The organism is Mesorhizobium sp. (genome assembly GCF_004962925.1).
Taxonomy (GTDB): Bacteria; Pseudomonadota; Alphaproteobacteria; order Rhizobiales; family Rhizobiaceae; genus Mesorhizobium.
This window is the reverse complement of the sequence record NZ_SUEO01000128.1, coordinates 1-18,825: the sequence shown is the minus strand read 5'-3', so window position 1 is coordinate 18,825 and position 18,825 is coordinate 1. Positions and strand designations below refer to the sequence as shown.

Here is an 18,825-nt window from a genome sequence, read left to right as displayed (position 1 = left end):
AGCGGGCACCGGCGGCCGGCCGCATGGCGCGACCCGAAAACAGCTCTTGCAGAAGCGTAACGATCGCCATGAGCAGCAACGAGCCGACGAAGGCCGCACCGGTGATCGGCAGGATTTTTGGGAAATAGGGCTCGGACGGCGCCACTGCGCGGGAAAAGACACGAGCATCGACCGGCAGATAGTTGCTGTCCTTGCGCGAGGACGCCTCACGGTAACGGGTCAGGTAGGATTCGAGCAGCTGGCGCTGGGCAGTCGCTTCGCGCTGGAGCGCGTCCAGTTCGACCTGCTCTTCGCCGGCGTGCGCCGATGCGGCCTTCAGCGTGTTGACGTCGGCGACGAGCTGGTTTTCGCGGGCCTGGGCGGTCTGCGCCTGCGTCATCAGCCCTTTCATGAGCTTTTCCGCCTCGTTGCGGATCTGGCGGTCGAGATCTGCAAGCTGCGACCTCAGCGCCCGGATGCGCGGATGATTGTCAAGCAAGGAGGTGGAAAGGTCGGCGATGTTGGTCTTGAGCTCGACCTGCCGCTCACGTAGGCGCTGGATCAATTCGGAAGACAGCACCTCCGGTACAGCATCCAGCGAGCCGCCATTCTGCAGGGCCCTGCGCACGCTGTCGGCTGTCGCTTCCGCCGAGGCGCGATTGGCGCGCACCCGCGATAGTTCGCTGGACAGTTCGGAAAGCTGTTGCGTGGCGAGCACCGAATTGTTGCCGCCCATCAAAAGATCGGACTGGGCGCGGTAGCTTGCTACCTTGCCCTCGGCATCCTTCACCCGCTTCGACAGGTCGGCGATCTCAGGCGCCAGCCAGTCGGTTGCGGCTGAATTCGATTCGGTCTTGGCATTGCCCTGCACGGAGATGTAGGCGTCAGCGATGGCGTTCGGAATTTCGGCGGCGAGCCTGGGGTTTTCCGAGGAGAATTCGATGACGATGACGCGGGACTTTTCAACGCGATAGACGTTGAGCTTCTCACGCATCTTCTTCAGCACGCGCTCTTCCGGCGGAATCTCGTTGGGGTCGCTTTTCAGGCCGGCGATGACGAGCAGACGACTCAACACCGGCATCTCAGCCGCCTCGTCGAACTCGGGAAGCCGCGACAAAATGAGCTTCTGCGCCACCTGCTTGAGGATGTCGGTCGAAGAAATGACCTCGACCTGACTGGTCACGCCTTCCTCATCGAGAATCGGCCTGTCGTCGTTGTTGGTGCCGTCGGGGCGCGTGTAGACGGATTCGCGCGTTTCGATCAAAAGCCGTGTTTCGGCCATGTAATGCGGCGTGGCGAGCCAGGTGAGCGCGAGCGCCAGGCCGGTTACTACAAGCGCGATGACAAGAATGCGCAGCCAGTTCCTCGCCAGGCTTGCGAAGAGCTGCCTGAGATCGACGTCGACATCTGCGGCCGTGGATTGAACGGACATGCATCCTGCTCCGGTACTTAAAGCGTCGCGTTGAACAGGTTCATGCGACGCGCTTTAAGCTCTTGTTTTCATGCATGTCATTGTCCCAAAACCGTTGCGCACTTTTGGGCGACATGCATTGGTCAGGATGCACGGTAAACAACTATGGTAACTCAGCCGTTAATATCGCGGTAAGCATCTGTTAGGTTTTACTCGCAAGCGGCAATAAAAGCATTGGAACCGGTCGCCTTTTGTCGGATGCCGCCGCTTCCGCTGCGCGCCTTTACCGGCCATTAACCCTAACGGGATGATAACGGACCTCGACCCCCAAAGTTTGCCGCGGTGTAACAGCGGCCAGTCGAAGGTACGTGTCCGGTCATGAAAAGCACTGCTTCCCTCTTCCACGCGCTGCTCGCCGTGTCGTTGCTTGCCGGCTGCTCCAGCTATCGGCCGGCGCCGGCCGCCTTTCATAAAATGCTCGATCAGCCCTATCGCCTCGGCGCCGGCGACCGGGTCCGCGTCACCGTGTTCGAGCAGGAAGGATTGACTAACGTCTACAGTGTCGACCAATCCGGCTACCTGTCCATCCCGCTCGTCGGCGCCGTACCGGCGCGCGGCCACACCGCACAGCAGCTCGAAGGCGAGATCGCCGACAAATTGCGCCAGGGTTACCTGCGCGATCCCGATGTTTCGGTCGAGATAGACCGCTACCGGCCGATCTTCATCATGGGCGAAGTCGGTGCCGCGGGCCAATACTCCTATGTTCCCGGCCTGACCGTGCAAAAGGCGATCGCCATCGCCGGCGGTTTCAGCCCGCGCGCCAACCAGGAAAGCGTCGACATCACCCGCGACATCAACGGCAAGGTCATGACCGGTCGCGTGGCCACCTCCGACCCGCTCCTGCCCGGTGACACGGTCTACGTTCGCGAACGCTTGTTCTAGACCACGTGGCGGACACACTCAGGATCGTCCACTGCTTTCGCTCACCCGTCGGAGGGATTTTTCGTCATGTGCGCGACCTGACCGAGGCGCAGGTCGCCGCCGGGCATTTGGTCGGCATCGTCTGCGATTCGACGACGGGCGGCGATTTCGAGGAACACCTGTTCGAACAGATGAAAGGCAGAATGGCGCTCGGCATCCATCGCACACCGATGCAGCGGCATGTCGGGCCGGGCGACCTCGCTTCGGCCTGGCGCACCTTTGGGATTATCAAGGAATTGCGGCCGGACGTGCTCCACGGGCACGGCGCCAAGGGTGGCGCCTATGCCCGCCTGTTCGGCTCATTGTTGCGGGTATCAAGGTCTCGCGTAGCCCGCGTTTATTCGCCCCATGGCGGCTCTCTGCATTATGACGAGACCACCGTCGCGGGGAAGCTGTTCTTCGCGCTCGAACGGTTCATGGCGCGCTTCACCGACTATCTTCTGTTTGTCTCCGACTATGAAAGACAGACCTATCGCAGGAAGGTCGGCGAGCCGCCCACGCCGAACAACCTTGTCCACAACGGCTTGCGAGCCGCCGAGTTCGAGCCGGTGCGGACCGAGCAGAATGCGGCCGATGTCCTCTATATCGGCATGATGCGCGACCTCAAGGGGCCGGACATCTTCATCGATGCGCTGGTTCATGCCGGAACGCGGCTTGGCCGGCCGTTGAAAGCGGTGATGGTCGGCGACGGCGACGACCTGCCGCGCTACCATGCGCAGGTGAAGCGGCTCGGGCTCGAAGGCCATATGCGCTTCCTGCCGCCGATGCCGGCGCGCAAAGCCTTCGCGCTGGCCGAACTGGTCGTCGTTCCCTCGCGCGCGGAAGCCATGCCTTATATCGTTCTGGAGACGCTCGCCGCCGGCAAGGCGATGATCGCCACCGCCGTTGGCGGCATCCCGGAAATCCTTGGTGCCGGTTCCCCTGCCCTGATCCGGCCCGACCCGCGCGAACTCGGCGACAAGATGAGCGCGGCGCTCGCCGACCTCAAAGCCTATGGCGCTCTGATGCCCGACACCGCCGACCTCAAGGCGCGATTCGGGGCCGACGTCATGGCCGCCGCGATCGAGACGGCCTATTTCGCCGCGCTCAAGCGCTAGCCCCAAAAGCTTCTCCAAAGCCACCTGTTGTTTCAAGGGTTTCTTAGCTCTCTTTTGCTATTCACCCGAGGGAAGCTTGGCGGATACAACCCATGAACGAGATCGATCCCGCACGCCGCTTTTCGATAGACGCGGTGCGCAAATTCGACGGCCCGGCGAATGGCGATAGCCTTGGCGGGATGAACGACGTCGCCCGTCAGGTCGCGTCGCAATACCGGCGCGATACCATGTCGCCGATCATGGTCAGCGGCGTCTTGCGCATGGTCGAATTCGCGCTGCTGTTCGTGTCGGGTCTCTGCGTCTATTTCTACTATGTCGGCTTCTTCAGCCATCTCGCCTGGCAGTATCCGCTGACGATCGCCGCCGCCTCGTTCCTCGCCGTGGTGCTGCTCGACGTCACCGACTGCTACCAGATCGTCTCGCTGATGCGGCCGCTCGCCAATTTCGGCCGTCTCCTGCTGGTCTGGGCCGGCACCTTCGCCTTGATGGCGCTCACGGCATTCGCCATGAAGACGTCGGAAGACTATTCGCGCCTGTTTTTCGGCACCTGGTTCGTCGTCGGCTTCATGCTGATCTTCGGGCTCAGGCTGCTGATGTCGAAGCTGATCCGGCGCTGGGCGCGCGACGGGCGCATGGAGCGCCGCGCCGTCATCGTCGGCGGCGGCCCGGCGGCGGAAGTCCTGATCCGCTCCGTCGAAAAGCAGCCTTACAACGACATCCGCATCTGCGGCATCTTCGACGACCGCGGCGACAAGCGTTCGCCACCCATCGTCGCCGGCTACCCGAAGCTCGGCACCGTTTCCGAGCTCATCGAGTTCGCCCGCATCGCCCGCATCGACATGCTGATCGTGTCGCTGCCGCTGACCGCCGAATCGCGCGTCCTGCAGCTTTTGAAGAAGCTGTGGGTGCTGCCGGTCGACATCCGGCTCTCGGCGCATTCGAACGCGCTGCAGTTCCGGCCGCGCGCCTATTCCTACATCGGCTCCGTGCCGATGCTCGATATCTTCGACAAGCCGATCAACGACTGGGATTCGGTCGCCAAGCGCGCCTTCGACATCGTCTTCTCGATCATCGGCATCATCGTGTTCTCGCCGGTCATGCTGGTGACCGCGATCGCCATCAAGCTCGACAGCAAGGGACCGGTGCTGTTCCACCAGAAGCGGCATGGCTTCAACAACGAGATCGTCGAAGTCTACAAGTTCCGTTCGATGTACACCGACAAGGCGGACCCGACGGCCAGGCAGACGGTGACCAAGAACGACCCGCGCGTCACCCGCGTCGGCCGTTTCATCCGCAAGACCTCGATCGACGAGCTGCCGCAGTTCTTCAATTCGCTTTTCGGTTCACTGTCGCTGGTCGGGCCGCGCCCGCACGCCATTGCCGCCCAGTCGCACAACCTTCTCTACAATGAGGTGGTCGACGGCTATTTCGCACGCCACAAGGTCAAGCCCGGCGTCACCGGCTGGGCGCAGATCAATGGCTGGCGCGGCGAGATGGACACCAATGAAAAGATCCGCATGCGGACGGAGTATGACCTCTATTATATCGAGAACTGGTCGCTGCTGTTCGACCTGAGGATCCTGTTCCTGACACCCATCCGGCTGCTCAATACGGAAAATGCCTATTGAGCGCCGTCACGCATGAACTGCCGCCGGCCGCAGTCAACGCCAAGCTGATCGCGCTGATTGCGTCGGGCGCGGTTTTCCTAGGTATCTTCCTGTCCGGCTTCGTCATTGCCGAGCCTGCCCCATACGACCTCTATATGGCCGGCCTGATCGTGGTGTGGGCCTTGTTCGGCCTGCGCATCTCGCGCGCGGCGGCGCCGCTGCTGGTGCTGCTGGTGATCATGAACATCGGCGGCATGATCTCGATGACCCAGATGTCGGATATTACCGGCGCGCCGCTCTATCTCTCGGTGTCGCTGTTCCTTGCCTTCACCGCAGTGTTCGTCGCCTCGGTGACATCGGTCCAGTCCAGTCTCTACCGGTCGATTTACTTGGCCTATGTGATGTCGGCGGTACTGACCTCTCTGCTCGGCATAGCAGGCTATTTCCATGCCTTCCCCGGGGCGGAGATCTTCACCAAATACGACCGCGCCACCGGCGCCTTCCAGGATCCGAACGTGTTCGGGCCGTTCCTGGTGCTGCCCGGCATCTATCTGCTCTATCTCATGCTGACGGGCCCCGTCTCACGCATGCCGTTGCTGGCGGTGCCGCTGCTGATCATCACGGCCGGCATCTTCTTCTCCTTCTCGCGTGGCGCTTGGGGCATGTTCGGCGTCTCAGTGATCCTGCTCACCGGCGCTCTGTTCCTGCAGAGCGCCAGCGGCACGTTCCGGCTGCGCGTCGTCGTCATGACCATCGCCGCCATCTCGCTGCTGGTGATCGCGATGCTGGTCATCCTGCAGCTGCCGGGCGTTTCGGAAATGTTCTCCAGCCGCGCCCAACTGGAACAGAGCTACGACACCGCCCGCCTAGGCCGTTTCGCCCGCTACACGATCGGTTTTCAGATGGCGCTGGAGCATCCGCTCGGCATCGGCCCGCTGGTCTTCGGCACGATTTTCGGCGAGGACACGCACGACATTTGGCTGAAGATGCTGATGGACTATGGCTGGCTGGGCTTCGTATCGTTCCTGGCGCTGACCTGCTGGACGATAGCGGCCGGCTTCCGCATTCTCCTGCGCGACAGGCCGTGGCAGCCCTATCTTCTGTGCGCCTATGTCGCCTTCATCGGCAACATCGGGCTGGGCACCTTCATCGACATCGATCACTGGCGCCATGTCTATCTGCTGCTCGGGCTGATCTGGGGCGCCATCGCGCTCGAATACCGCCATCAGCGGCAGTTGCGGCCCGTGGCGCTGCCTGCGCAGGCAGCTGGATTTCTGGGGGGCAAGTCTAAGGTTTGAAATGGTCGGAGTGGCCGGATTCGAACCGACGACCCCTTGACCCCCAGTCAAGTGCGCTACCGGGCTGCGCTACACTCCGGACCGGTCGCGATGTATCGTGATAACCCGGTTCGGGTCAACCGAATTCGGCGGCCGTCACGCCGATGCCCGGCGCGATGGATTTGAAGTTCCTGCTCTGTTGCATGTCGTCAGCACTCAGGAACTTCAAATCCAGAATCACACTCGTTTGTTCGTATGATTTGATGCTCAGGCGTCGCTGCTATGAGACGGGTCGACTTTCCGCGGATTGTGTCAGCACGGGTGTATTGACCAGCGCGTTTTCCGGAAGCCTAAGCGCAGAGGCTATTCGTCGAAGCTTCGACGGATCGGCATCCTTGCCGCTCTCGATGTCTGCGATTTCATTGATTGACAGGCCACACGTCAGAGACAGCTCTTCCATGCTGTATCTCCTGGTTTCCCGGATGGTTCTGAGGGCGCTGTGATCAGGCGCAGCTTCGATTGCCGCCAGTTCGGAGAAGGGTTCTTTTTTTGCTATTTGGGACATTGGCAACTCCGTGGTCTGAAAGAGTTTGATCAAATAATGATGTTGCCTGGGACGGCCGCGACAATGCCCGGTCATTAACGATTTGCCAAGCACCAAAGGGACCGTCACGGCATCGTGATACCGGACCGGCGCGGCCCGGCATCGGTCTCAGCGGCGCCGGCGCGGGCGCCATCCCGGTCAAGTTCTTCGACTGGCCGATCGTCGAATTCTTCGACGGTTCTGAGCCGCTCGCTCGTTAGGTGACTGTCGCCGGCACGCCAGCCGTTTTGAAAGGATCGAAACCGCGGCGGGAGCTTGACGCAAATGCAGAACGCGTCAGCGAATTTTTTGAACCGCGTGAACCTTTCCTCTCCGAGCCGCACCAAGACGGTATGGACGCCAAGAAAGGCGCTCCCCAACCGGAAGGACGCCAGGACGGCGATCCTCGATCCAAGAGAAGGAAATGCTCAAATGACCAATATCTCGAACTTCAAGCGCCTGTCGCTCGCCGCTGCCATCGTCGTCTCGGCCTTCAGCTCGGTTTCCGTTCCGAGCTCAGCCTTCGCCGACGGCACGCATCCGAGCGGCGGCGGTGCGGTTTGTAAGGGTGCGGGTCATTGCCTGGTGCTGCAGCTCGACTGCAAGGGCACATACACCGATGCCACCGACTCCAACGGCACTGTCTACGGCAAATGCAGCCAGACCGCCCAGGTCAGCCCGAAGAGCAGGATCAAGCTCGCGCGCTGATCACCTCGACGAAAGCGGCGGCTGTCCGCGGGATGGCCGCCATTTTCTTTGTCTCAACGTGCCGATCTCGACGTCGCTCGCGACGTTTTCTGCTGTCGGCTGAGGAGCAGGCTTGCGACAAGGCCGACCACAACCAGCCCGACAGCGGCGGCTGTCGCCGGGTGCTCGCGGGCTGTCTTTTCTACCACCCTGCCATGCCTCCTGATAGCAGGCAGAGCCTCACTGAAGCGCTCGGCAAGATCCGCGTAATAGTCCGATGCGGTGTCACGCCCGTCCTCGTAGTAGGCGCCGCCCCGCCTGGATACGGCTTTCCTCAGCGCCGCCAGTTCCCTGGAGAGGGCCGCGACCTGCTTTTCAAGGTCGATGTCGGAGAGGGTCGAAAATGATACCATGATATGCTTCCTTCCTTTCCGGGAGGAACGCATGATTTCGGAAGCAGTTCCGGTTCTGCCGGCGATCGATCGGCTCTTAGCGCACCTGATCGAGCAGGCGCTTGCACTCCAGAAGGTCGAACAGTGCTTCCTGCAGCAGAGCGCGATTGTCGCGCGAGAGTTTCGACGTGCCCGGCTGCACCGGGCCTTCGTCGTCGGTCTTGCCCAGGCCGAAAAAGCGCCGGCTGGGTTTCACCTTGGGCTCGCCGACCAGCATCTCATCATCGGCGCCGCGCGGCTGGGCCGCCGGCGTCAGCGGCACCGCATCGGCCTGTCGACGTTGCGAGATCGCCTCGACGGCCGCCATGTCGCCATTGCCGATAGCGACCAGGAAGTGGTTGCCGTTCTCGCGCAGCAGCTTCTGCACGCCCTTGATCGTGTAACCCTGGTCGTAGAGCATGTGGCGGATGCCCTTGATCAGTTCGACATCCTGCGGCCGGTAGTAGCGGCGGCCGCCGCCGCGCTTCATCGGCTTGATCTGGTTGAAACGCGTTTCCCAGAAACGCAGCACATGCTGCGGCAGGTCGAGATCTTCTGCGACCTCACTGATGGTGCGGAAAGCATCGGGGCTCTTGTCCATGGGCGAAATCCTCACGCTGGAGCATGATCCCGAAAAGTGGGAATTCGGCTTTCGGGCAGGATCATGCTCAACAAAGAACCATTCCGATCCGGATTGTTCTGCCGAATCGGGCCTTATTTCAGCGGTTTATGAAACAATATTCAAGCCCGGCGTCAAAGGGGGCGACCGTTTTCAACCGGGCTTTGAAGCGCAGGCGCTATTTGCTGCCCTTGGCCTTGCTGTTCTGGTGGGCGCGCAGGATGCGGTTCTTCAGCACATTCGATGATTTGAAGGTCATCACGCGGCGCGGCAGGATCGGCACTTCCTCGCCGGTTTTGGGATTGCGTCCGATGCGCTCGTTCTTGGAGCGGACATGGAATGTCGCGAACGACGACAATTTCACTGTCTCACCGCGAACGATCGCTTCGCAAATCTCATCCAGAACCGCTTCGACGAGCTCGGCCGATTCAGTACGCGACAAGCCGACCTTGCGATAAACGGCTTCAGCAAGATCGGCGCGCGTAAGTGTCTTTCCCCCCATGCGAACCGTCCCATCAGCTCAAAAATATAAATCGATACAAGCAAAGATAGAGCCTAAGTAATTGATCCGGCAAGGTCAAGGACCGAACCTGTCAGTTCGGCAAACTTACCAGCGAACCAAAACCGCGCCCCAGGTGAAGCCCCCGCCCATCGCCTCGATCAGCACCAGGTCACCCTTCTTGATGCGCCCGTCAGCGACGGCCACCGACAGAGCCAGCGGCACGGAAGCAGCCGAGGTGTTACCGTGCAAATCGACCGTAACCACCACCTTTTGCTCTGCTATCCCGAGCTTTTTGGCGGAAGCGTCGATAATTCGCTTATTGGCCTGATGCGGTACGAACCAATCGAGATCCTCAGCGGTGATGCCGGCAGCCGAGAACGTCGCCTCGATGACGTCGGTGATCATGCCGACCGCGTGCTTGAACACCTCGCGGCCCTCCATCCTGAGATGGCCCACCGTTCCGGTGGTCGACGGTCCACCGTCGACGAACAGCTTGTCCTTGTGGGCCCCGTCGGAGCGCAGGCTGGCCGCCAGCACGCCGTGGTCGGCAATACTGCCCGCCCCCTCTCCTGCTTCCAGCACCATCGCGCCGGCGCCGTCGCCAAACAGGACGCAGGTCGAGCGGTCGCTCCAGTCGAGGATGCGCGAGAAGGTTTCCGAGCCGATCACCAGCACGCGTTTGGCCAGGCCGCCGCGGATATAGAGGTCGGCGGTCGCCACCGCGTAGACGAAGCCCGAGCATACCGCCTGCATGTCGAAGGCGAAGCCGTGATGCATGCCGAGCCGGTTCTGGATCTCGACAGCGGTCGCCGGAAAGGTGTTGTTGGGCGTCGACGTCGCCAGCACGATCAGGTCGATATCGGCTGGCGTCAGGCCGGCATTGTCCAGCGCTGCGCGCGCCGCCGCCTCGCCCAGTGAAGCCGTTGTCTCGTCGTCGGCCGCGATATGGCGCTGGCGAATGCCGGTGCGCTGGGCGATCCATTCATCTGACGTCTCGACCATGCCCTCGAAATCGGCATTCTTCATAATGCGGCGGGGCAGCGCGGCGCCTGTGCCGCGCACGACTGATCTGATCAAGGCTCTTTCCTATTCCTCTGCGTCGGCAACGACATCGGATTTCCTAGATGTCTGGGCATGCGGATTGCGCGCATGGAACAGGTCGAGATCGGCTTCGATGCGATCGAGCAGATTGTTGCGCACCATGTCGTAGCCAAGCTCGATCGCCGCCGCGAAGCCGTCCGAATCGGCCCCGCCATGGCTTTTCACCACAATGCCGTTCAGCCCCAGGAAAACACCGCCATTGGAGCGGCCGACATCCATCTTTTCGCGCAGGCGATCGAAGGCGCCCTTGGCGAATATATAGCCGATCCTGGCCATCAGCGTCCGGTTCATTGCGGCGCGCAGGTAACCGGCGATCTGTCGTACCGTGCCTTCTGCCGTCTTCAGCGCGATGTTGCCGGCAAATCCTTCGGTGACGACCACGTCAACGGCGCCCTTGCCGATGTCGTCGCCCTCGACGAAGCCATGGTAGTTCATCGAGGCCATGTTGGCTTCGCGCAACATGCGTCCCGCCTCCTTGACCTCTTCCTGGCCCTTGATCTCCTCGACGCCGACGTTGAGCAGGCCGACGCTCGGCCGTTCGATGCCGAAAACCGAGCGAGCCATGCCGGTGCCCAGAATGGCAAAATCAACCAGTTGATGCGCATCCGCGCCGATGGTGGCGCCGACGTCCAACACCACGCTTTCGCCACGCAATGTCGGCCAGAGCGCCGCGATCGCCGGGCGGTCGATGGTCGCCATGGTGCGAAGGCAGAACCTCGACATCGCCATTAGCGCGCCGGTGTTGCCGGCCGAGATGCAGGCGTCGGCAGTGCCTGCCTTGACCGCCTCGACGGCTTTCCACATCGACGACTTCCAGCGACCATGGCGCAGCGCCTGGCTCGGCTTGTCGTCCATCCTGACTGCTATCTCGCAATGGATGAACTCGCTCACTTCCGCCAGCTTGGGGAATTTTGCGAGCTCGGGGCGCACCGCCTCCTCGCGACCATAGATGACGAAACGGATGTCGGGACGCCGGGTCGCGACCGTCATGAGCGCCGGGATGACCACGCTTGGTCCGTGATCGCCGCCCATGGCATCGATGGAAATCCTGATCACGCGGTATTCATCTCACAGTTTGCTTGAGCGAGCGCCTGGCGCTGGCAACGGTTTGGGGCTCGCGAAGGTTCGGCGAAAATAGCGTTTTTGGGCTGCCGCACAACCGGCTTTCTCCGAATCGGTCGGCTTTTCAGGATTTTCCCAGCAGGGAACGCAGCTTTTGCTGGAATTCGCTTTCCGCAGTCCCGGCATCGTCGGCAGCCTCCATCGAAACGCCTTGCTTGCGCGGATAGGGGTTGATCGCCAGTCCAAAGAACTGCTCGGCGAGCGCCCCGACATCAATCGTATTGCCGGAAAACGTCTCCGGGCTGTCCGGCCCTTCGGCATCAAGCAGAATCTCGCCGCCGCCCTCGAAACCCTGCCGCCCGAGCTTGGACTGCTCCGGCAGGAATAACCCGTCGACCGCCTCGTCGATATGCGCCGCGACCGGGTCGAGGGTGACGATGCAGGCCTGGGTGATATCGGCCTCGACGCGGCCGCTCACCTTGACGCCGTTGCGCTTCCATGGCGTCACCAGGAGTTCGGCGCGGTAGTTCTCGACCGAGAGCAACTCGTGCTCGCCCGCCAGCGCGGCGCGCTGCGCGGCGTCGGCCTCGATTACAACAGGCAGTCCTTTTTGCGGCAGCCGGGCGACATTGGCCACGAAGGACACAGGGCTCTGGGAATCGGCGTGTTTCATCTTTTCCTTAGATAGTCTTGGGGACGGGGAATGCCACCGTGCCGGAAACAATCGATTCTGTCGGCTGTTCCGCGAGTCGCCTGGAGACATCGGCGACATAGCCGGCCAGATCCGTTGCTTGCGGCCAGGCGCCGGCATCGGGCCTAACATTGCGGGCAAGGGCAACAGAAAGTGCGTCGTGGTCATTTCGCTCCAGCGCATCGTCATAGGCAGCGGTGCGGCCGTAGAACATCTTCGCCAGTTTCTTCATGCGCTTCGGCACACCGACGTCGCCGACGCCCAGTTCCCGCAGCGAATGCTCGACATCCATGAAGAACTCGTCGATCAGCACCTGCGCGACCTCCCCGGCAACGCCGCCCTCGCCGCGCAGCCGGTGCTGAAACAGGAACATGTGCAGCGACAGCATCTCGAAGCGGCCAAGCGGCGTGTCCGGTACATTCCAGTCGGAATAAAACACGGTTTGCCGCGCCGCTGCCACGATTTGTGCGTAAAGCGCCTCGGTGATAGCGCGGTTGGCGTGACGTTCGCGACCAAAAAGGCGCTGGAACATTGAGGGTGGTCTCCCGGGGACCGTTTGTTGAATTGGCCTTGTTGCATCGGCGAGCAAGCTGGTTTACCGGTTTTGCGGCCCAGCGCAAGTTGCGGCCAGCTAATGGAGTTGTAGTTGCGCGCGCTGAAATTCAAGTCGACTTTTCTGCCCAGGTCCGCTTTGTCCAGGTCCGCCGGCGCGATCTCGCTGCTGGTGGTCGCTTCGGCGCTTTCCGCCTGCAACTCGTCGAAGATGATCGGTGATCTCAATCCGAGCGAGACGCTGACGCAGGGCTACGTTATCGACCAGCAGGCGATCGACCTAGTGCCGGTCGGCTCGAGCCGCGAACAGGTGCTTCTGGCGCTCGGCACCCCGTCGACGAAGGCGACGTTCGACAACGAGGCCTTCTACTACATCTCACAGACGCGCAAGCGTTACGTCGCCTTCGACAAGCCGAGGCTTGTCGACCAGAAGGTACTGGCGGTCTATTTCGGCGAGGACGGGCGCGTTACCCAGATCGCCAATTACGGCTTGAAGGACGGCAAGGTGTTCGACTTCATCTCACGGACCACGCCGACCGGCGGCAAGGACCAGAACTTCCTCAGCCAGATCATCAACGGCGCCAGCAAGCTGGCGCCCGGCCTCCCCGGCGGCGGCAGTTCGTTGGGCGGCTGATCCTTCTTTTCTTTCGCTTCCCTGGAAGCTGCAACATCTCAGGCGACCGAAAACCCGCGGGAGCGATCCTGCGGGTTTTTGTTTTGAGGCAGCAGCCATTGTCGCGGGCGAGGCGAAGCACCCAAAAATGAAAAACCCGCGGGATCGCTCCCGCGGGTTCGATTCTGGGTTTCGGCCCTGTTAAGGCCGAGCGGCCTCAGCCGTGCGCGAGCACGGCCAGCAGCAGCAGGGCGACGATGTTGGTGATCTTGATCGCCGGGTTGACTGCCGGGCCGGCGGTGTCCTTGTAGGGATCGCCGACCGTGTCGCCGGTCACCGAGGCCTTGTGCGCCTCGGAGCCCTTGAGATGCTTGACGCCGTTCCTGTCGGTGAAGCCGTCCTCGAACGATTTTTTCGCGTTGTCCCAGGCGCCGCCGCCGGAGGTCATCGAGATGGCGACGAACAGCCCGTTGACGATGACGCCGAGCAGCGAGGCGCCAAGCGCTGCAAAGGCAGACGCCTTCGAGCCCGAGATCAGCAGCACGCCGAAATAGACGACCAGCGGCGCCAGCACCGGCAGCAGCGACGGGATGATCATTTCCCGGATCGCCGCCTTGGTCAGAAGGTCGACCGCACGCGCATAGTTCGGCTTCGACGTGCCGGCCATGATGCCCGGATCTTCGCGGAACTGCTTGCGCACCTCTTCGACGATGGCACCCGCCGCGCGGCCGACAGCCGTCATGGCGATGCCGCCGAACAGATACGGGATCAGGCCGCCGAAGATCAGGCCGGCGACGACGTAAGGGTTGGAGAGGTCGAACGAGACTTCGCCCATGCCCTGGAAGTAAGGATATTTGTCGCCATTGGCGGCAAAGAACTTCAGATCGTTAGAGTAGGCCGCGAACAGCACCAGCGCGCCGAGACCGGCCGAACCGATGGCATACCCCTTGGTCACCGCCTTGGTGGTGTTGCCGACGGCGTCGAGCGCATCGGTGGATTGGCGCACTTCCTTGGGCAAGCCGGCCATTTCGGCAATGCCGCCGGCATTGTCGGTGACCGGGCCGAAGGCGTCGAGCGCGACGATCATGCCGGCGAGGCCGAGCATCGTGGTGACCGCGATCGCCGTGCCGTAGAGGCCGGCGAGCTGGTAGGTCGAAATAATGCCGCCGACGATGACGATCGCCGGAAGTGCCGTCGATTCCAGCGAGACCGCAAGGCCCTGGATGACGTTGGTGCCGTGACCGGTGACCGAAGCCTGGGCAATGGAGTTCACCGGGCGCTTGTCGGTGCCGGTATAGTATTCGGTGATCACCACGATGAGGCCGGTCACCAGAAGGCCGACAAGGCCGCAGATGAACAGGTTCCTGCCGGTGATTGCCATCCCGGCGACCGTGCCGATCTCGCCCCAGCCCAGCGTTACCGAGGTGGCGACGCCGAGGCCGATGATCGACAGCAGGCCGGTGACGATCAGGCCCTTGTAGAGCGCGCCCATGATTGAGCCGTTGGAGCCGAGCTTGACGAAGAAAGTGCCGACGATGGAAGTCAGGATGCAGGCGCCGCAGATGGCCAGCGGATAGAGCATCGTGGCGCCGAGAACGGCGGTGCCGCCGAAAAAGATCGCGGCGAGGACCATGGTGGCGACCACGGTCACCGCATAGGTCTCGAACAGGTCGGCGGCCATGCCGGCGCAGTCGCCGACATTGTCGCCGACATTGTCGGCGATGGTGGCCGGATTGCGCGGATCGTCTTCGGGAATGCCGGCTTCGACTTTGCCGACGAGATCGCCGCCGACGTCGGCGCCCTTGGTGAAGATGCCGCCGCCGAGACGGGCGAAGATCGAGATGAGCGAGGCGCCGAAGCCGAGCGAAACCAGCGAGTCGATGACGACACGGTCGTTGGGCTGAAGGCCCATGAAATGGGTGAGGATCAGGTAGTAGATCGAGACGCCGAGCAGGGCCAGGCCAGCGACCAGCATGCCGGTGATGGCGCCCGACTTGAAGGCGATCTCGAGGCCGGCAGCGAGGCTGTTGGAAGCCGCCTGCGCGGTGCGCACATTGGCGCGCACCGAGACGTGCATGCCGATGAAGCCGGCGGCGCCTGACAGAACGGCGCCGATCAAGAAGCCGATGGCGGCGGTGATCGAAAGCAACCACCAGGCGAGCAGCAGGACCACGACACCGACGATGGCGATGGTGGTGTACTGGCGCGCCAGATAGGCCTGCGCGCCTTCGCGGATGGCCGCGGAAATTTCCTGCATGCGTGCATTGCCCTGATCGGCCGCGAGGACCGAACGTGTCGCCCAGATGGCGTAAAGGACTGAAAGCAGACCGCAGGCGATGACAGCTGAAATTATGGTCATTGCCGGATTTTCCTCGATTGATGACCCAAAAGAACCCCTCCCTGGGCCGTTGAGACAGGGGAGCGGATTCCGCGCGCGGAATTCGCTCCCTTCGCCCCGGCTTATGCGAAACAGGGCTGCGAACGTCAAGATATTGTTCGGTTTTTGCCCGGCTTTCGCCCAAAAGCTATGGGCAGCGACACGCTCGCCGGCGCGGCCGCCCGATTAGATCGATTGAAATCAGCTGGCGGTCGTCAGTCTTTGCGCAGGTCGCCGTCCGGCTGCGGACCTCGCCCGAGGCGCTACGCTGTCTCTTGCCCCATGCGGCGCGCGGTATAGCGCTCGATTGCCGACAACCCGTCATAGATGAGCACGGCAAGGGCTGCGACGATCAGGCCGCCCTGCAGGATGAAGGCGAGGTTGTTCGACAACAGACCTGCGATGATCACCTCGCCCAGTGTCCTCGCCGCCACGGTCGAGCCGATCGTCGCTGTGGCGAGGCTGATGACCACCGACAGCCGGATGCCGCCGAGAATGATCGGCGCGCTGAGCGGCAGCTCGACCTTGACCAGCCTTTGCCAGCCGGTCATGCCGGCGCCGCGCGCCGCCTCGACCACATTGACCGGCAGCGTCGTTAGCCCGGTCAGCGCGTTCTCGAAGATCGGCAGCAGTCCGTAGAGAAACAGCGCGATCAGCGTCGGCTTCTCGCCGAAGCCGACGGCCGGCACGGCAAGCGCCAGCACCGCCACCGGCGGAAAGGTCTGGCCGATATTGACCAGGCTGCGCGACAACGGCAGGAATTCGACGCCGGCCGGCCTGGTCACCAGGATGGCGAGCGCCACGGCAACGATGGTCGCGGCCACGGTGGCGATCAGCACGGTCCTCAGATGCAGCAGCGTCAGCGACAGCAGGCTGCCCTGGTTGTAGATCACTGGCGCGTTGTTCTCGGTCAGCGGCTTCAACAGCGGCTCGAACCAGCCAGGATTGGTCACGAAGGCAACCAGCAGCACCACCAGGACAAGCCTGAGCAGCGATGGAAGCCAGGCTTTTAAACCAGCCTCTTTCATGCCGGCCTCGCCGCGCGTTTCACCAGCCCGTCCACTGTCACGCGGCCGAGCGGCTTGCCGTCGGCGCCTTTCACCGGCAGCGCCGGGCGGCCCGACCAGAGGAGTTCGGCCAGCGCATCGCGCTGGCTGGCATCGCCGGGGATCGCCTCGCCTTCGGCGGCGCCCCTCTCCACCGCGTCGCGCACGCGGCCGAGTGACAGCAGCCTGAACGGTTTTTCGCTGGCGCCGACCAGGCTCTCGACGAAGGCGCTGGCTGGCTTTGCCAGAATCTCTGCGGGCTTGGCATGCTGCACCAGCTTGCCGGCATCCATCACCGCGATCTTGTCGCCCATATGCACCGCCTCTTCCATGTCATGGGTGACGAGGATGATGGTGGTGCCGAAGCGCTTCTGGATCGCCAAAAGATCCTCCTGCGCCTTGTTGCGGATGATCGGATCGAGCGCACCGAACGGCTCGTCCATCAACAGCACGTTCGGCTCCGCGGCAAGGGCGCGGGCGACGCCGACGCGCTGCTGCTGGCCGCCGGAGAGCTCGTGCGGATAACGTGGCCCGAACGCCTGGGGATCTAGCTGGTAGAGCGTCATCAACTCGTCGACACGGGCCTTGATGCGGGCCTTGTCCCAGCCGAGCAGCACCGGCACGGTGGCGATGTTCTGCGCCACTGTGCGATGCGGAAACAAGCCGTGACCCTGGATGGCGTAGCCGATGCTGCGGCGCAACTCGTAGCCGGGCAGCGAGCGGTTGTCGGCGCCGTCGAGCTTGATCACGCCCGCGGTCGGCTCGACCAGCCGGTTGATCATGCGAAGCAGCGTCGTCTTGCCGGAACCGGAGGTGCCGACGATGACGGCGATGGTGCGCGGCTCGATCACCATCGACACGTCGTCGACCACTGTTGTCGCATCGTAGCGCTTGGTAATGCCTTCGATCTCGATCATGCCGGTTGCGCCTCGCGTCTCTTGGTGGAGGTCATTTCGATCACCGCGTCGAGGATGATCGCGGCGGTAAAGGCCAGCGCCACCGTCGGGATGGCGCCGAGCAGCACCAGGTCCATCGCGGTCTGGCCAACGCCCTGGAACACGAACACGCCGAAGCCACCGCCGCCGATCAGCGCGGCAATGGTGGCAAGGCCGATGTTCTGGACCAGCACGATGCGGATGCCGGTGAGGATCACCGGGAAAGCCAGCGGAAATTCGACGCCGAACAGGCGCTGGCGCTCGGTCATGCCCATGCCGCGGGCGGCGTCGTTGGCGGCGCGCGGCACGCCGGCCAGCCCGACCACGGTGTTGGCCACCACCGGCAGCAGCGAATAGAGGAACAGGGCGACGAATGCGGGTGCGGTGCCGATGCCGCGAATGCCGAGGGAGGCCGCGCCAGGCACATGCGTGGCGACCCAGCCGAGCGGCGCGATCAACAGGCCGAACAACGCGATCGAGGGAATGGTCTGGATGATGTTCAGCGCGTTGAGCACGCCGGCCCGCAATTTCTCGACACGGTGGCAGAGGATGCCGAGCGGCAGGCCTGCGATCACCGCCGCCGCCAGCGACCCCAGCGCCAGCGTCACATGCTTGGAGCCTTCCGCCCAGAAACTGTCGGCACGGTTGGCATATTCCTTGAGGATCGACAGGCTGTTCCAGCTTCCCGAGACCAGCAGCAGGCCGATCGCCGCTGCCGCGACGACGAGCACGCCGATCCGCGCTCCTGGCGACAGGTTCAGTCTTGTCAGCACATCGGCGAGCAAAAGCGTAAAGGCGAAGATGAGCAGCCAGAAGCCCGAGGCCGGCGAGATGCGGGCAAAGGTGTTGCCCTCGGGCGTCAGGAAGCTGCCGGCGACACCGATCAGCAGCGCCAGCGCTGCAAGCGCGACCACACTGACGGCAAGGCGCAGGATCAGCGGTGTCTTCAACAGCGCGATGAGCGCCGCGGCTACGACGATTGCCAGCAGCAGCGCGCCTGTCGCCGAAGGCAGAGCGTCGAGGATCGAGCGCGCCTCGCCGGGCACGATGCGATTGGCGCGGAAGGTGGCGAAGGGCGCCGCGAAAGCGGCATAGGCAACGATCGCGGCGATGACCACGCCAAGCTTGTCGAACCGGATGGTCATCGGAGCCCCCCGAACGGGGAGATCGGCAGCTTCGTGGAGAACGCCCGTCCAGTGACCTTGGAGATTGGCGAAACCCGAAGTGACATCCGATCTCCCCCCTTGCGGGGGAGATGGCCGGCAGGACAGAGG

At 62.8% G+C, this 18,825-nt stretch carries 19 protein-coding genes and 1 tRNA gene; 6 read left to right on the top strand and 14 right to left on the bottom strand.

Going from position 1 to position 18,825, the window contains the following annotated elements; all coding sequences use genetic code 11:
- A partial coding sequence (locus E5W87_RS22735) for a GumC family protein (protein WP_292402533.1) occupies window positions 1-1,411 on the bottom strand: 1,411 nt, incomplete at its 3' end.
- Between the two features lie 357 nt (window positions 1,412-1,768).
- On the opposite strand from E5W87_RS22735, the gene E5W87_RS22730 reads away from it, so the two are divergent.
- The 4 genes from E5W87_RS22730 to E5W87_RS22715 all read left to right on the top strand — a co-directional run bounded on the left by E5W87_RS22730 (window position 1,769) and on the right by E5W87_RS22715 (window position 6,373).
- Window positions 1,769-2,332 carry a polysaccharide biosynthesis/export family protein gene (locus E5W87_RS22730; RefSeq protein WP_095485792.1) on the top strand — a complete coding sequence of 188 codons (564 nt, stop codon included), beginning with the start codon at window positions 1,769-1,771 and terminating at the stop codon, window positions 2,330-2,332.
- Window positions 2,333-2,337: 5 nt separating this feature from the next.
- Window positions 2,338-3,468, top strand: coding sequence for a glycosyltransferase family 4 protein (locus E5W87_RS22725; protein WP_292402530.1), 1,131 nt, complete (start codon window positions 2,338-2,340; stop codon window positions 3,466-3,468).
- A 92-nt stretch (window positions 3,469-3,560) separates the two neighbouring features.
- Entirely contained in the window at window positions 3,561-5,096 is a 1,536-nt protein-coding gene (locus E5W87_RS22720) for an undecaprenyl-phosphate glucose phosphotransferase (protein ID WP_292402528.1), read from the top strand.
- Complete coding sequence (locus E5W87_RS22715; RefSeq protein ID WP_292402525.1) at window positions 5,093-6,373, top strand: O-antigen ligase family protein; 1,281 nt, start codon at window positions 5,093-5,095, stop codon at window positions 6,371-6,373. The genes E5W87_RS22720 and E5W87_RS22715 overlap by 4 nt, the downstream gene beginning before the upstream one ends.
- A gap of 2 nt (window positions 6,374-6,375) precedes the next feature.
- Here E5W87_RS22715 and E5W87_RS22710 read toward each other — a convergent pair.
- Window positions 6,376-6,452: transfer RNA gene (locus tag E5W87_RS22710), tRNA-Pro, on the bottom strand.
- A 180-nt stretch (window positions 6,453-6,632) separates the two neighbouring features.
- Window positions 6,633-6,917 carry a helix-turn-helix transcriptional regulator gene (locus E5W87_RS22705; protein ID WP_292402522.1) on the bottom strand — a complete coding sequence of 95 codons (285 nt, stop codon included), beginning with the start codon at window positions 6,915-6,917 and terminating at the stop codon, window positions 6,633-6,635.
- A gap of 450 nt (window positions 6,918-7,367) precedes the next feature.
- Between E5W87_RS22705 and E5W87_RS22700 the strand changes: the two genes are divergently transcribed.
- Window positions 7,368-7,643 (top strand): hypothetical protein, encoded by a 276-nt coding sequence (locus tag E5W87_RS22700; RefSeq protein WP_292402519.1) that lies wholly within the window; start codon window positions 7,368-7,370, stop codon window positions 7,641-7,643.
- A gap of 53 nt (window positions 7,644-7,696) precedes the next feature.
- On the opposite strand, the gene E5W87_RS22695 is transcribed toward E5W87_RS22700, so the two are convergent.
- The 7 genes from E5W87_RS22695 to E5W87_RS22665 all read right to left on the bottom strand — a co-directional run bounded on the left by E5W87_RS22695 (window position 7,697) and on the right by E5W87_RS22665 (window position 12,560).
- Window positions 7,697-8,035, bottom strand: coding sequence for a hypothetical protein (locus tag E5W87_RS22695; protein ID WP_292402516.1), 339 nt, complete (start codon window positions 8,033-8,035; stop codon window positions 7,697-7,699).
- A gap of 76 nt (window positions 8,036-8,111) precedes the next feature.
- Entirely contained in the window at window positions 8,112-8,654 is a 543-nt protein-coding gene (locus tag E5W87_RS22690) for a MerR family transcriptional regulator (RefSeq protein WP_095485784.1), read from the bottom strand.
- 196 nt (window positions 8,655-8,850) lie between these two features.
- Window positions 8,851-9,174 (bottom strand): integration host factor subunit alpha, encoded by a 324-nt coding sequence (locus E5W87_RS22685; RefSeq protein WP_095485783.1) that lies wholly within the window; start codon window positions 9,172-9,174, stop codon window positions 8,851-8,853.
- Window positions 9,175-9,279: 105 nt separating this feature from the next.
- Window positions 9,280-10,251, bottom strand: coding sequence for a beta-ketoacyl-ACP synthase III (locus tag E5W87_RS22680; protein WP_292402512.1), 972 nt, complete (start codon window positions 10,249-10,251; stop codon window positions 9,280-9,282).
- 9 nt (window positions 10,252-10,260) lie between these two features.
- Window positions 10,261-11,331 (bottom strand): phosphate acyltransferase PlsX, encoded by a 1,071-nt coding sequence (gene plsX / locus E5W87_RS22675; RefSeq protein WP_292402510.1) that lies wholly within the window; start codon window positions 11,329-11,331, stop codon window positions 10,261-10,263.
- Window positions 11,332-11,461: 130 nt separating this feature from the next.
- Window positions 11,462-12,010, bottom strand: coding sequence for a DUF177 domain-containing protein (locus E5W87_RS22670; RefSeq protein ID WP_292402508.1), 549 nt, complete (start codon window positions 12,008-12,010; stop codon window positions 11,462-11,464).
- 7 nt (window positions 12,011-12,017) lie between these two features.
- Window positions 12,018-12,560: a ubiquinol-cytochrome C chaperone family protein gene (locus tag E5W87_RS22665; RefSeq protein WP_292402504.1), complete on the bottom strand. Its 543-nt coding sequence runs from the start codon at window positions 12,558-12,560 to the stop codon at window positions 12,018-12,020.
- A 114-nt stretch (window positions 12,561-12,674) separates the two neighbouring features.
- On the opposite strand from E5W87_RS22665, the gene E5W87_RS22660 reads away from it, so the two are divergent.
- Complete coding sequence (locus E5W87_RS22660; RefSeq protein WP_292402501.1) at window positions 12,675-13,214, top strand: outer membrane protein assembly factor BamE; 540 nt, start codon at window positions 12,675-12,677, stop codon at window positions 13,212-13,214.
- Window positions 13,215-13,410: 196 nt separating this feature from the next.
- Here the strand turns inward: E5W87_RS22660 and E5W87_RS22655 are convergent, their stop codons facing one another.
- The 4 genes from E5W87_RS22655 to E5W87_RS22640 all read right to left on the bottom strand — a co-directional run bounded on the left by E5W87_RS22655 (window position 13,411) and on the right by E5W87_RS22640 (window position 18,696).
- Window positions 13,411-15,552 carry a sodium-translocating pyrophosphatase gene (locus E5W87_RS22655; RefSeq protein WP_292402498.1) on the bottom strand — a complete coding sequence of 714 codons (2,142 nt, stop codon included), beginning with the start codon at window positions 15,550-15,552 and terminating at the stop codon, window positions 13,411-13,413.
- A 281-nt stretch (window positions 15,553-15,833) separates the two neighbouring features.
- Window positions 15,834-16,598 carry an ABC transporter permease gene (locus E5W87_RS22650; protein ID WP_292402495.1) on the bottom strand — a complete coding sequence of 255 codons (765 nt, stop codon included), beginning with the start codon at window positions 16,596-16,598 and terminating at the stop codon, window positions 15,834-15,836.
- Complete coding sequence (locus E5W87_RS22645) at window positions 16,595-17,533, bottom strand: ABC transporter ATP-binding protein (protein ID WP_292402492.1); 939 nt, start codon at window positions 17,531-17,533, stop codon at window positions 16,595-16,597. The genes E5W87_RS22650 and E5W87_RS22645 overlap by 4 nt, the downstream gene beginning before the upstream one ends.
- Window positions 17,530-18,696, bottom strand: coding sequence for an ABC transporter permease (locus tag E5W87_RS22640; RefSeq protein ID WP_292402489.1), 1,167 nt, complete (start codon window positions 18,694-18,696; stop codon window positions 17,530-17,532). Before E5W87_RS22640 ends, E5W87_RS22645 begins: the two co-directional genes overlap by 4 nt.
- Between the last annotated feature and the right edge of the window lie 129 nt (window positions 18,697-18,825).

What these genes read in the sequence shown, in the direction of transcription:
- E5W87_RS22645 (WP_292402492.1), bottom strand. Translation starts at nt 17,533, where the DNA reads ATGATCGAGATCGAAGGCATTACCAAGCGCTACGATGCGACAACAGTG.
- E5W87_RS22690 (WP_095485784.1), bottom strand. Translation starts at nt 8,654, where the DNA reads ATGGACAAGAGCCCCGATGCTTTCCGCACCATCAGTGAGGTCGCAGAA.
- E5W87_RS22685 (WP_095485783.1), bottom strand. Translation starts at nt 9,174, where the DNA reads ATGGGGGGAAAGACACTTACGCGCGCCGATCTTGCTGAAGCCGTTTAT.
- E5W87_RS22665 (WP_292402504.1), bottom strand. Translation starts at nt 12,560, where the DNA reads ATGTTCCAGCGCCTTTTTGGTCGCGAACGTCACGCCAACCGCGCTATC.
- E5W87_RS22695 (WP_292402516.1), bottom strand. Translation starts at nt 8,035, where the DNA reads ATGGTATCATTTTCGACCCTCTCCGACATCGACCTTGAAAAGCAGGTC.
- E5W87_RS22670 (WP_292402508.1), bottom strand. Translation starts at nt 12,010, where the DNA reads ATGAAACACGCCGATTCCCAGAGCCCTGTGTCCTTCGTGGCCAATGTC.
- E5W87_RS22650 (WP_292402495.1), bottom strand. Translation starts at nt 16,598, where the DNA reads ATGAAAGAGGCTGGTTTAAAAGCCTGGCTTCCATCGCTGCTCAGGCTT.
- E5W87_RS22700 (WP_292402519.1), top strand. Translation starts at nt 7,368, where the DNA reads ATGACCAATATCTCGAACTTCAAGCGCCTGTCGCTCGCCGCTGCCATC.
- E5W87_RS22705 (WP_292402522.1), bottom strand. Translation starts at nt 6,917, where the DNA reads ATGTCCCAAATAGCAAAAAAAGAACCCTTCTCCGAACTGGCGGCAATC.
- E5W87_RS22640 (WP_292402489.1), bottom strand. Translation starts at nt 18,696, where the DNA reads ATGACCATCCGGTTCGACAAGCTTGGCGTGGTCATCGCCGCGATCGTT.
- E5W87_RS22655 (WP_292402498.1), bottom strand. Translation starts at nt 15,552, where the DNA reads ATGACCATAATTTCAGCTGTCATCGCCTGCGGTCTGCTTTCAGTCCTT.
- E5W87_RS22730 (WP_095485792.1), top strand. Translation starts at nt 1,769, where the DNA reads ATGAAAAGCACTGCTTCCCTCTTCCACGCGCTGCTCGCCGTGTCGTTG.
- E5W87_RS22720 (WP_292402528.1), top strand. Translation starts at nt 3,561, where the DNA reads ATGAACGAGATCGATCCCGCACGCCGCTTTTCGATAGACGCGGTGCGC.